The sequence below is a fragment of the Thalassobacterium sedimentorum genome (assembly GCF_031127905.1).
Classification (GTDB): Bacteria; Verrucomicrobiota; Verrucomicrobiia; order Opitutales; family Coraliomargaritaceae; genus Thalassobacterium; species Thalassobacterium sedimentorum.
Map to the genome: position 1 here is coordinate 68,176 of NZ_JARXIC010000011.1, position 12,632 is coordinate 80,807.

The window sequence follows — 12,632 nt, forward strand, 5'->3', positions numbered from 1 at the left end:
CTCTATGTCCGGTCTGGCTCTTTTTTTGTCAGGCCGAAACTACAAACGCCTCAGAAAGTCCAACGCGCGCCCAAGCTCAAGCTACGGCCTGTCAAGGGCGCCACATCTTTTAGAAATGAAACATGCGCGCGCCGCTCGACATCCAGCACATTATCCAGACGCGCGAAGACTGTCAGTTCTGCATCGCTGAGCTCCCAGGTGTATTGGGCATCACAATTGAGCTCGAAGTAGCCCTCTGTTTCCAGCTCAGGCTGCACCACATCCGTTTCAGCTTGGACCTTATCTTGAGCAAATGCGTAACGAAGATCGGCCCCCATTTCCAGATTGCCACGTTCGTATTCGACCCGCGAGCCGATGCGCAGCGGTGGAATCCTAGGCAGGTAGGTATCGTCTGTAAGGTTCTCACCTTTGACCCAATCCATCATGCCCTTCACCCGTAGCACGCTCGTTTCACTCTCAAAAATGCGGCGCGTCAGCTCAGCCTCGCCCCCTTGGAAGACCGCATCCTTCGCAACATACAGCGCAAGATTCCCGCTGCCCTTGATGTCCTGCAAAAAGACAAAATCTTTAAACTCATAATAATAAAGATTCAGACGCGCCGACCAGTCGCCACGGTGCCCCTCAAAGCCAATCTCCATGGCATTCGACTGTTCCACTTCTAGCGGCGTGCCGGTATTATCGGCACCAATCACAAAACGCTGAATCGCCGCATTCGACCAGAATGCATAACGTTCTGTCTCACTGGGCAAGCGCTCAATATGAGACACATTAGCCGTGATAGCCACCTCATCGAAGCCCCAACGATCATAGTCACGCCAAGTGACGCCCAAGGCCAGGCTATGACTTTCCGCCGTGGCCTCCCGCGTATAATTGTTAGCCTCCAGGGAACGGTCTACAATCTCTTGCCACTCGAAGCGATAGCCCGCACGTAGCGTCCACTCATCCTGTGTCCAAGTCTCTACCAGGAAATAGCCCAAGTTCTGAGTATCGAACAGATTACTGACACGACTCGTCTCCATCGGCGGTGCCGTCAAACGACTGGCAGAAAGCTCTCGATCGAAACCATGCAGGCCGGCCACCCCATCCAAGCCAGGAAATAGAGAGTGATAAAAATCAATACGCGCCTCCATTGAATCGAGGCCCATCGTGGTGTCCTCATATTCCTTATCCGCATCCTTCGCTTTGCCAGTAAATGTTTCTTCATGGCTATAGTCCGCTTGACCAAAGCGAAAGCTGATTCGCTCAAGCAAGGTCGAATCCAGCTCCAGCGACGCGTCCACATCGAGCCGCGACTGCCGCATCTCCAAGCCCGTGTCGCCAAATAGTTCGGTCGAATCGCCCCCATACTGATATGGCACGCCATATTCCGACTCGTAGCGCGAATAAGCCACCCCCAAACTACCGCGCCCCGATGCAGGCTCCCACAGCAGGCCCAGCGAGCGCGTCTCTGTATCCAAATAAGTATTGGGCAAAGTGCCCGAAGGATTGGCGACCGCCTCATCCAGTCCTGTATCCGGGTTATAAACCATCGGATTTAAAGTGGCCTCGTAATCCGAGGTCCGCGCCGATCCCGAGATCGAATAATCATCCGCATGCCGCTCCGCGCTGGTCATACGCAGCGCAAAGTCGCCCGCACGCACCGTGGCATAAGCAGCCCCCGAACGACTGTCTGCGCCCGTTTCATAACGCGCTTCAATCGAGCCTGACACGGCTTCAGCTGGCAGCGTTTCCGGTAAATAACGCGTCTGCGAATTGATCGCACCGCCAATCGCCGCATTCCCGAAGAGCAAGGCGTCTGGGCCACGATGCACATCGACACGGCGAATCAACAAAGGCTCCAAGGATACACCGTGATCCGGACTGCTATCCGAAACATCCAGCGTGCCGATATCGTCGAGCAACATACGCACACGATAATCTCCCAGCCCACGAATCACAGGACGACTGGCGCCAGGACCAAAATAACTGGCATTCAAACCCGGCTCCCATGCCAGCGTCTCGCCCAAGGTCGACTGAATTTGCCGCTGCAAATCCTCCGCCTCCAGCACTTGCACACTCACCAGTGAGTGATCACTCACCTCGCCATAGCGCTGCGCCACAACAGTAAAGCCCTCAAGCTCATAAATGGGACTGGAATCGCCCTCCATTGCCGTCGTGGGTATCGCAAACGGCTCCGCCACTTCGCCTTCGGCTCGCAACTGAATCACCACCACACTGGGCAGGCATAGCCAAAAAAGGACACTGAGAATTTTGCGAGGATGTAATATCTTATTCATGCTTATTGAAACTAACTTACAATTTATATTGCAACCCACTTACAATAAGCCAGAACATTTTTCGAATGAAACAGGTCAATCATATCCTCTACCTCACTCGCCTTGCTTGGCTGACGACCGTCTTAACTACAGCCACGGGCACCGCGACAACTGACTTACAGTTAGGACATTTCGAAGTACAGATCGACTATGCACTCAGCCCTGGCGATCCAGATGCCGGCTGGACCTTCTCCATCTCCTACGATGAGAGCAACGACTTCAGCACCACCGACGGTGTCGTGCGGCTCGACCCCGCGACCACAACCATCGTCGCCACCCCCGAAACAAAGCACACTCTAAGTAGCTCCTTTCAGGGACTCGGCGATGCAGGCGACAGCCTCTGGGTCCTACCGCAAGCCCATTTAGAAGGGCAGATTTTCTTCGGTTGGCGCACCATCATCCCAGCCGGGATTTTCCAAAAATCAGTCAACGGCTTTTTCACTCCCGATGGTCAGGGCAATATTATCATCGAGCTCGTCGAAGTCGCCGGCCCCGCTGTCGCCGCCGGAGCCAAGTTTGCCATGTGGGAGAGTAAATCAGTCGGCGGCGTGGAAATGCACTTCAACACCGCAGATGGAATCGACGACAACGATCGCCTCGAGCCCGTACCGATTGGCACCCACACTCACTACAATTACGGTCTGACAGAACCGGGTAACTATGAGGTGACATTTCGTGCTTCCGCACGCCTGAACACTTGGCAATCAGACGGCAACACAGACACCAGCAGCACCAGCACCTTTCACTTTTCCGTGCCATTCTCCTCGGTGGCGACAGGAAACGCCGAACTACGGCTCTCACTGGACGACACGCCTGGCCCCGCCTCAATCCACCCCGACGGAGAAAACGTCGAATACGCCCCCGGACAAGTTTCGCTAGTCACGCAAGCGACAGAAATCGGCGAGATCCTATATCCCTACGCTTTCGGCTTCGACCTAGTCACAGACAGTAGCGCCGAGCCCCACCGCGTCGGCCTCGCGGGCACACAAGCCGTCAGCTTTCCAGCAGGTGCCAGCCTGACGAGCTCCCCGCTGACAATCCTCAAGGTCTCAGGTCCTGGCGACTTGCAAATAGTCAGCGACAGCGAGCACCGGCGCCACTTTGTGTTCTCCGCCCCAGGCATCTACCGCGTACAAGTCTGCGCAGTAGCCAACGACGCCGAGGACACATTCCAGGGGCCCGATTTCGAGCTTATCTTTCTCGCAGGCCTCGAGGCCGACTACGACTTTGCCGACTATGCCGATAGCTTTGAACGCAGCCACGGCCTCGCCAGTGGCAGTCTAAAAGACGACGGCAGCGACTACGACGGCGACGGCGTGCCCGATCTAGTGGAATATCAACTCTTCTGGGAAGGCTTCGATCCCGCCATAGCCGATGCAGAAAAACTCCCCCTGCCCGATCCCTCCGAGCCCGAACAACTGGTCGTCTTTCACCGCGACACCTATAAAGACCAGATCAATCGCAACAAAGAAAATATCGTCCTCGAATACAGCAGCGACCTCACAAATTGGTTTGGCTGGAGCGACGACTGGACAGGCTATCCACTTGATCAGTATGAAGTTAGCGCTGAAGCAGGCAACGCGTATGGCCGCATTCAGCGCCGCGCCTTGCGCTTACCCACCGAGGCCCCCGAGCGCGCATTCATACGCTGGCGAATGGATCCTTCAGAAACAAAATGAAAAAGACTTGCATTAAGGCAATTAGCCACCTTGCTTACTAACGAAAGATACTTTCGTTAACAATAAACCTAATTATAGAAAAACCACAATGAAATCAAACAAGAACCACCCACACATCCTCCTAGGCATAATGAGCGCCTTCATCGCGGCAAACTCCGCGCAAGCAGCACTCTGGACGGCTGGTCACGGCGACCTGGGTGTTGCCCTCGAAGATGGCACCGACTTCCACTTCCACGCCCACCTCCACACTGGAGCGATCGTCGATGGCGTCGCCCTCACAGAGGATGAGGAATACGACGCTGGCGACATCATTATCAATGTGCCCGAAAGTCTAAAGGCTAGCATGCCCAACAATACTACTTTAATCCCTGCAACCGGCGCAGCCGAAGGTGAGGACATTTGGATTTTGCCTCAGAGCAACACAGTGGGCATTCCCTTCGTGGGCATCGCCTCTGAAGAGCTCGAAGCAAGCGATTGGAGCAGTATCACATTTACACTAGGGACCGTCACATCGCCTAGCGGCAGCGGTGATTTCTCGTTGTGGCAAGGCGACGGCTTTGGAGGCTTCAATTTTTACTTCTCAACCGCCGACGCCAGCCTGACTGAAAACGGCAATAACACCCTGATCGTAGGCGCAGGTGGCCATGACCACCACAACTTCGGCTTCACCGAGGCAGGCACTTGGCTGATCGAACTCACCGCCTCCGCCACCCACGACACATTGGGCCTCATGAGTGACACCCAAACCTTCACTTTCAACGTCGTGCCAGAGCCTTCCAGCTATGCAGCCCTGGCCGGCCTACTCGCGCTCGCTTGCGGCATCACTCGCCGCCGCACACATCGCGCTTAATTCAAATTCGGCAGTTCGGGGATTTCCCCTTAATGGTTTTCAGCCCTGCGGCGCCTCAGGCACCGCAGGGCTTTTTAGTATCTGGGGCTCTGCATGCTGGCGGATGCTAAACAGGTTCCCTGTCGACTAAGCGAAACGCTCCGCCTTACAGCCACAGCAAAAAGCTTGATCGAAGCTCAGTTCCTATCAGGCTACATGTATAACCCCCGCATGAGTATAGAAAAACCTGAGTTATTGGACATCATCCTCGAACGCCTCAAGGCGAGCGGAGGGCGCATGACGAAAAAACGCGAATGCGTGCTAGGGGCGCTCCTCAGTATGGATCGCCCGGCTAGCGCGGAGGAAATACGCGAACGCGGTCAGCTGCCCGCGTCTGATTTGGTGACTGTCTACCGCAACCTGGAAACCTTTGAAAAGCTCGGCGTGCTGCAACGCGTGCCTTTGGAAAATGGCACTCACCTCTTCGAACTGACAGCGCCCGACGAGCACTACCACCACCTGATTTGTCGCGAGTGCCACAAAGCCGAGCGGCTGGATGTCTGTGTCGGGCACGAAGTCGTGAAACGCGCCCAAGCGCACGGCTACTCACAGATCGCCCACATGATGGAAGTCTATGGCGTGTGCGACGAGTGCGCGAAGCCCTAGCCGCGCGGCCCTGCTCCACGACCACCACCCCGGTTCAAAGAACCGAGGCCACCGCCTCCTCCTCCCCGGTTCAGAGAACCGAGGCCACCGCACCGTAGCCTCAAAACTTTGTTTTGGGGAGCGGCGTGAGTCGCGCTGGTCTCAGCTCTAATCGTGCTGGCAACGACGCTTGCGGCACAGCCGAAAGTTGCGAATATGCGCGCTCGCTAGAGTCAAGCCGCCCAGCGTATTGATCCATGCCGCGCTGTGCAGTGGAGCGGGCTCTGCGAGCACATCGCCCGCGCAAGCTGAACAATGCGCCGCTTCATTCGCCGCCTCCATCTGCCCCGCGCTGTGCAAACGCTCCTGCACCAAGGAAAAAACTAAAATCGAAAGACCGATCGCGCTGAATACCGCCACCCAGCGGTCCTTGTGCTGACGACAACCCATAAAAACTGCAAAACCTGTCGTCGGCAGCACCAGTAGAATCATCCATAAATGGAAATCCTCATGCACAAAGAAGCTCGTCGCGATGATCGGTAACGCGATCACGAGAATCGGCGTCAACAAGCAATGAAAGGCGCAAACCGCTGCCATTCCTATCGCAAGGTGATCGAGCCAGCCGTGGCTACGGCATGTACTTACTGTCGCATTTTCCATAGATAGACGCGACTGTTATCAAGAAATCCTTTATTGCAAGTTTCTTTCAATAAAAAATATCCAAAAAGAGCCCCTTGGCCGGCGCCGTCACCCGTGCTTCGCTCTTCGAGCTACGCAGGGCACAGCGCCCCTCCGCACTTAAGGATAGAATACCTTATCCAAAAACAGCCCCTTAGCGGGCGCGGTCACGATGCGGTGGGTGCGTTCTTTAGAGGCAAGAATTTCTGCGATATCAGCAGGACTCAGTTGCCCCCGGCCGACCGAGTGCAGTGCGCCTGCGAAGCTGCGCACCATGCGATAAAGAAAGCCACTGCCTTCGGCATCCAGGCGCAGGTGCTTACCGCTCTGTTTGATCTGCAGCCGAGTGACGGTTTTGACCGTGTTGGGGTCGCTATCCTTACCGTGGCTGGCGCTGTAGGCCGAAAAATCGTGAGTGCCGACCAGAATGTCGGCGGCCGCCTGCATCGCCTCGACGTCCAATGGCAGATCGCGGCAGGCCCAGACGTAGCGGTCGTCGATCGGATCGGCGCGGCCGAGGTAGTAATTATACAGGTAGCGCTTACCAGTCACAGAGAAGCGCGCATGAAAGTCCTCGCTCACCTGCTTGACCGAATGAATCTTCAAGGAAGTCGGCAAGATCGAGTGCAAGGCACGTATCAGCTTTTCCGGAGCGTGCGCCCAGTCGGCATCGAAGTGGAAGCACTGACCACGCGCATGCACGCCCGCGTCGGTGCGGCCACTGCCCTGCAGTTGAATCGGCTGATCAAAGATCTGCGAGAGCGCGCGCTCGAGATAATTTTGCACAGCTTCGCCGCCCGGCTGGCGCTGCCAGCCATCAAAATCGGTGCCATCATAGGCGCATATACATTTCCATCGCATAGATTGAAGCACTCTTGCCAAAGCGGCGCGGAATGCAAGGCTCGCGACGATGGACACACTCGAACTATGGCAATATGGACTGATCGCTCTGGGCGCCTTCTTAGTGGGCTTGGGCAAGGGCGGCCTGCCCGGCGTCGGCAATATCACGGTGGTGCTAATGGCGCTGGCACTGCCGCCCAAGGCATCGGTGGGCATCTTACTGCCGATCTTGGTTTCGGCCGACATCATCGCGGTGATCGTCTACCGCCGCCACGCGGAGTGGCAGTATATCTGGAAACTCGCCCCGTGGATGTTTGCTGGAATCTTGGTCGGCTACTTCGTGTTCAGCCGCGTCGACGATGCGCAGGTGCGCTTTTTAATCGGACTGATTCTACTCAGCATGACCGGGGTGCACTTCTACCGCAAATGGCTACGCCGTCATGCGACCGAGATCGACACCCTACCTCAGCACCCCGTATTTATCGGCAGCACCGGCATCATTGGCGGCTTTGCCACCATGGTCGCCAATGCCGCCGGTCCGGTAGCCGCGCTTTACTTCATCGCCTCCGGTCTACCGAAATATGCTTACATTGGCACCTCGGCCTGGTTCTTCCTGCTGGCGAATCTAGTGAAAGTGCCGCTGATGATGGACCTAGAGATCATTGATTCAGCATCGCTACGCTTCAGCGCCAGCTTCATGCTATTCTCGGTACTGGGCGCAATGATTGCCCCAAGGATCGTAAAACATATCAATCAAAAGAATTTCGAAATTTTAATCTGGTTCTTTGTCGTGGTCGGCGGCCTAAAACTCATTATCCCTTAAACCATGGCAAATCAATCCACCCGAAAATTATGGGCCGCACACCTTGCCAAGGGCGGGCAAGGCACTGGCGCGCGCAAGCAAGCGCCTCGGATGACGCTCGGCAAGCCCTTTCGAGGACGTGTTCTGGGGATCGATCCAAGTCTGCGCGGCAGTGGCTTCGCAGTACTCGACTACGCTGCGGATGGAACAGCCCGCATACTCGAGGCCGCCACCTTAAAGTTGCACCGCAGCCTCTCGATGCCCGAGTGCCTGGGTGCGATCGGCAATCAAGTCGACGACTTCTTAAACCAGCACTCGGTCGACCATGTCGCCGTGGAACAGACCATCTACGTGCAAAACTTCCAGACCGCACAGATCCTCGGGGCGGCACGGGGCGCGGCCATCGGCACCGCGGCGATGCGCGGGCTGCCGGTATTCGAATATGCACCGCTACGCGTCAAACAGGCCGTGGTGGGCATGGGCCGCGCCAGTAAGGAGCAGGTTGCTCGCACGGTTCAAAACCTCACTGGCACAAATTTCGAGTTGCGTTTCGATGAATCCGACGCCGCCGCAGTTGCCCTCTGTCATGCCTTTACATGGCGAGCAGAATGAGCATTGTTCAAAACTTATGGATTCGACTCCCCCTGAAACACTCTTTGATGGCTATCCTAAGGATAGCCTCAACAGCTTCATCCACGGCAGTCCTACCGATGAAGAGATTCGCCTACAAGCACTCAATCATTCAAAGGACAAACTGCTATCCATCGTCGGGCATGACTTACGCTCCGCGATTGGCGGCGTGCTGGCAATCGTCCGCATGTTGGACAAACGACTGGAGCAAAACGACATCGAAGAATCCAAGCGCCTGAGCGGCCTCATTCGCAAAGCAACCCACGATGCCGACGATCTATTAAAAGATCTGGTGGCATGGACCCGCAACTCTGGGCAAGAGCTCAAATTTCGTCTCGAATCGATCGACATCATCGAACTACTCGAAACGGAGGTCGCCCGGCTCCACACCACGGCTCACCAAAAAAAGCAACGTATTAAGATCGAAGCCTACGACTCTGGCATGATTCGCGCGGACCCCTATATGTTGCTAGCGATTTTCCGCAATTTGCTCACCAATGCCATTAAATTCTCACATCAAGGCGGTGAGATTAAGATCTGCATCTACCGTCAACCCGGGCTGTGGGAGTTTCAGGTCAAAGACAAGGGCGTGGGGATGTCCGAAGAAGTACAATCACTCATGCTCAAGATCGACGACCGCAAACAAAAGAGCGGCACCTCTGGAGAAATGGGCTCTGGCTTCGGCCTGCTCCTTTGCGAGGACTTTATACAACGCCACGGTGGCCACCTAACTTGGGAATCTGCACTCGGCGAAGGCACCACTTTCTCATTTACGATTCCAGAACTGTTGGGATAACAACCAGGTGACGATGCACATTTTAATCACAGGCGTCAGCTCGGGACTCGGTCATGGACTCGCGAAAACTTATCTTGCACAGGGAGCCGAAGTGTATGGCTGCAGTCGCCGCGCCCCCAAAGACTTGATCCAGAGGGGCCTGCATTTCGCGTCAGTCGACCTGGCAGATGCCCGTGCAGGGACACCCGTCTTTGAAGAACTCATTCGACCAGTTCCACACTTTGACAGCGTCTTCTTAAATGCTGGCAAGCTGGGCGAGATCCGCGACATGCAAGCGACGCCGCTGGACGACCTGCGGGAAACCATGGAGATCAATGTTTGGTCTAACAAATGGCTGCTAGACAGCCTATTCGCACATTCCCGTCGGTTGACACAAGTGGTTGCCATATCTTCCGGCGCGTCACAGTCCGGTATGCGTGGCTGGAATGGCTACAGCGTATCCAAGGCTGCACTCAACATGCTAATCAAACTCTACGCAGGCGAACAAACAGAAACCCATTTCACTGCGCTCGCGCCTGGACTCGTCGACACAGCCATGCAAGATTACCTAACAAATCTCCCCGACGATCCACGCTACCAGCCACTCGCAATTCTAAAAGCAGCCAAGGGCACCGCACGCATGCCCGACGCCGAGTCCTGTGCACGCCAGCTGATACAAATACTCCCACAGCTACTCGAGCTGGAGAGCGGCAGTTACGCCGACATTCGCAAGTTATAATGACAGCCCAGGCCGCTCAGCCTGACCGAGGCCCGCGGGTCCCCATAATGACTCTAAGTATGTCTCAAAGGTATACCAGCTTTCGATATAGTCCTGTAATTGATAGAGGCACTCAGCCCGCCAATAATAAAGCTCTATTCGCGAGTCATACGTAAGCAGCAACCGATCCACAACCGACAGCGCACGCTCGTAGGCCTCCATTTCAAGGTAACTACTATACAACGTGGTGCCCTTAATCACATCCTCAGGCGCAACTGCAAACTCACGTACCAGCCGTGCGCGTGCAGTCTCATCCAGGTCCACCGTATCCAAATCGGGAGCGATTACATTGTTTCGAATTTCCAAAACTGCCGCGTCAAAATCCGCCCGTCCTTTAAATAACAGCGATCGCAGCCACCAAGCATTCTTTAAAGAGCCCGCATACGACGCCACAAAGGCCGCCGCCGATTTCTGATCGCCGCTCTCAATCCAATGCCTCACGACCTCAGTTCGCTGCTCACGACTGAATGCAGCTAAAGCCGGATCTTGAGCCAGATCCTGTTGGATCTCCCGTGTAAAGGCCTCCCCACTCAAAGAGCACAGAAAAAGCGCTCGATAATGAGGGCTCGCAGTCGACATTCGCCCCAGTCGTGACTGTAATTCAGGCGATGCAGCTGCCAATTGTAGCATGCGATGATACACACGATCCATATCAGGCATTTCGCGCTGCAGAGTTTCATGCCAGGCTGCCACCACACGTGCGGGTTGAGTGGGTAGCCAGGCATCTGCCTCTACGAAACTCACCACCCCTAAGACCGGCTCCACAAAGCGTGCACGTTGAAAATCCAGCTCCGCTGCCACAGGATCCTGAGTCTGCGCTAAAGTGAGCTGCGCCCGTTGAGAGTAGGCGCTCCAATCAAGCGGCCGCAAATTCAGCCAATCGGATGTTATGGCCTGCGCCCGCTCAAAGTCACCTGCCGACTTGGCAGCCTGTAGCTCAGAAGCATAGCGTTCGATTCGGACAGAGGAATGCCATGGCGCATTCAAGACCCCGGCACACAGCCACATACAGCCAAAAAGAATCAACAGAACCCCGGCCCCTCTCCAAAAAATAACAGGCACACAGCAAGCAGGGCGCCCACGTCCCGGTAATGCCAGCGCAGCAAATAAAATGGCTAAATAGACCGTGGCTGCACGGTGCCCCGATACATTCATCCAACTATCGACCAAGAAAAGAACCACAACAATCAAAGCCAACAGACGATAACTCGCACTCGCCCCCGCCCGGATACCGCGGCAGCGCCATGCAAATGCGCACAGGAACAATACCCACAAAAACACCGCTAACAAACCACCCTCCGCAGCCAGCCACAACAGGTCATTTTCCGGCTGCAATTGCATTTCCGGCTGCGCAGACGCAGCGCGATACTGTGGAAAGACTGCCGCGAAAGTGCCAAGCCCAAACCCACTCACAGGAGCCGCCCGCACCATCTCAACGACATCTGAATAAAGCTCCCAGCGAAACTGCTGTGTAGACTCCACCTCAAAAAACTGCCCAATACGCTCGAGCGTGCGCTCATTACTCATCAACACACACATGCAGCCCAATACCACCAAGGGAAAAGCGATCTTAAAAGAACGAGGCAAATGACGCGTGCGCAGACTCGCCAAAAACCACAGCACAATGCCGCCGAAATATAGAACAACACCTACCTGAGAGGCACTCGCAATCAATGCCGCCAAGCACAGGCTCGTTGCCGGTAGCCCCATCAGAGGCAACAACTGACGCGAACGCAGCCCACTCATCGCATACGCAAAGCTGCTCACACCGCCCATGACTAAGAGCGTCATCGTTTGCTTTTGATTCGGCGAAAAACTAAACGCATCAGCTTCGGCGGCTCCCGGATAACGAGCCCCAACCATATTTCCCCAAAATAAAAATCCCGCGAGTACACACAGAATCACACACCATCCAAAGTAAAGACGTCGCCGTCCCGCAACATTGACTGGCCACTGTAACGCCGCATACAACCAGCCGAAACCTGCAAGAGCCAGCAACCAGGATTCAAAACTAATCCATGGTTGCACCGAAAGCACTGCCGGCAACTGAATCCCAAGAGTATCCACCGCCTGTACTCGCCACTCTGGAATAGACCAATAAAACACCGGCACAAAGGCGAGTAAGAAACAGCCAAGCAGTGCAACACAGGCGTAATCACCGAACTTCCCCAAGCCTGTCTTAGGTGGCTTTAGCACTAACGCGACTCCCGGGAACAATAAGGCCAAGCCCCAAGCGGCGGCATGCTGTCCACTCCCGAACAGAATGAGTAGCGCCACCGCGCAAAATGCTGCTAAAAACACTCGATAAATTGGCGGCTCTCCAGGCGGCATCCGCAAACGTATTGTACCACGCGAAGCCGAGGGCGGTGGAGCAAACGATTCGCTCGCACCCCAATTGTCGGACTGAACTGGACGACGCGCATGGCCCGCGGCAGCGAGGCTGCGGGAACGTCTCGACGAACGGCGACGATGCTTACCTGAGCTGGAATTCATGTTTTATCGAAAGATGGAAACTATACATTATTGGCGAACGAGGCAAAGCTTGGAATGAAGGGCGGCAGGTGCAATGACTTTTGAGGCCGACATCGAATAGGGATAGCTTTTTTCGTATCGACCCCGCCCGCCTAGTGGCTCTACATCTATTACATCCACCCGCGTTGT

Annotated in this window: 11 protein-coding genes; 7 read left to right on the forward strand and 4 right to left on the reverse strand. The window is 55.4% G+C overall.

The genetic code is table 11. The features are described from left to right. Positions 1-50: 50 nt before the first annotated feature. On the reverse strand, positions 51-2,276 hold the full coding sequence (locus QEH59_RS08405) for a TonB-dependent receptor (RefSeq protein ID WP_308984923.1): 2,226 nt from the start codon (positions 2,274-2,276) through the stop codon (positions 51-53). 65 nt (positions 2,277-2,341) lie between these two features. Here QEH59_RS08405 and QEH59_RS08410 point away from each other — a divergent pair, with 65 nt between their 5' ends. From QEH59_RS08410 to QEH59_RS08420, 3 genes are all read left to right on the forward strand, one after another. After that, positions 2,342-3,994: a choice-of-anchor M domain-containing protein gene (locus QEH59_RS08410; protein WP_308984924.1), complete on the forward strand. Its 1,653-nt coding sequence runs from the start codon at positions 2,342-2,344 to the stop codon at positions 3,992-3,994. An 88-nt stretch (positions 3,995-4,082) separates the two neighbouring features. After that, positions 4,083-4,844 carry a choice-of-anchor M domain-containing protein gene (locus QEH59_RS08415; protein WP_308984925.1) on the forward strand — a complete coding sequence of 254 codons (762 nt, stop codon included), beginning with the start codon at positions 4,083-4,085 and terminating at the stop codon, positions 4,842-4,844. A 210-nt stretch (positions 4,845-5,054) separates the two neighbouring features. After that, positions 5,055-5,489 (forward strand): Fur family transcriptional regulator, encoded by a 435-nt coding sequence (locus QEH59_RS08420; RefSeq protein ID WP_308984926.1) that lies wholly within the window; start codon positions 5,055-5,057, stop codon positions 5,487-5,489. A gap of 147 nt (positions 5,490-5,636) precedes the next feature. Here the strand turns inward: QEH59_RS08420 and QEH59_RS08425 are convergent, their stop codons facing one another. Together QEH59_RS08425 and truA are read right to left on the reverse strand one after the other, a co-directional pair. After that, entirely contained in the window at positions 5,637-6,128 is a 492-nt protein-coding gene (locus QEH59_RS08425) for a MerC domain-containing protein (RefSeq protein ID WP_308984927.1), read from the reverse strand. A 138-nt stretch (positions 6,129-6,266) separates the two neighbouring features. Then, positions 6,267-7,007 (reverse strand): tRNA pseudouridine(38-40) synthase TruA, encoded by a 741-nt coding sequence (gene truA, locus QEH59_RS08430; protein ID WP_308984928.1) that lies wholly within the window; start codon positions 7,005-7,007, stop codon positions 6,267-6,269. A gap of 49 nt (positions 7,008-7,056) precedes the next feature. Here truA and QEH59_RS08435 point away from each other — a divergent pair, with 49 nt between their 5' ends. Genes QEH59_RS08435 through QEH59_RS08450 form a run of 4 tightly spaced genes read left to right on the forward strand, consistent with a single transcriptional unit; the run spans position 7,057 to position 9,932 of the window. Further along, the gene (locus tag QEH59_RS08435) at positions 7,057-7,809 is read left to right on the forward strand and encodes a sulfite exporter TauE/SafE family protein (RefSeq protein WP_308984929.1); all 753 of its coding nucleotides are present in this window, start codon (positions 7,057-7,059) and stop codon (positions 7,807-7,809) included. A gap of 3 nt (positions 7,810-7,812) precedes the next feature. Then, the gene (gene ruvC / locus QEH59_RS08440) at positions 7,813-8,400 is read left to right on the forward strand and encodes a crossover junction endodeoxyribonuclease RuvC (RefSeq protein WP_308984930.1); all 588 of its coding nucleotides are present in this window, start codon (positions 7,813-7,815) and stop codon (positions 8,398-8,400) included. A gap of 16 nt (positions 8,401-8,416) precedes the next feature. Further along, positions 8,417-9,214, forward strand: coding sequence for a sensor histidine kinase (locus QEH59_RS08445; RefSeq protein WP_308984931.1), 798 nt, complete (start codon positions 8,417-8,419; stop codon positions 9,212-9,214). A gap of 13 nt (positions 9,215-9,227) precedes the next feature. Further along, complete coding sequence (locus QEH59_RS08450) at positions 9,228-9,932, forward strand: SDR family NAD(P)-dependent oxidoreductase (RefSeq protein ID WP_308984932.1); 705 nt, start codon at positions 9,228-9,230, stop codon at positions 9,930-9,932. Here QEH59_RS08450 and QEH59_RS08455 read toward each other — a convergent pair. Continuing rightward, a complete protein-coding gene (locus QEH59_RS08455; RefSeq protein WP_308984933.1) occupies positions 9,927-12,464 on the reverse strand; it encodes an O-antigen ligase family protein in 2,538 nt (845 codons plus the stop codon). The two genes, QEH59_RS08450 and QEH59_RS08455, sit on opposite strands and share 6 nt — an antisense overlap. Positions 12,465-12,632 lie beyond the last annotated feature (168 nt).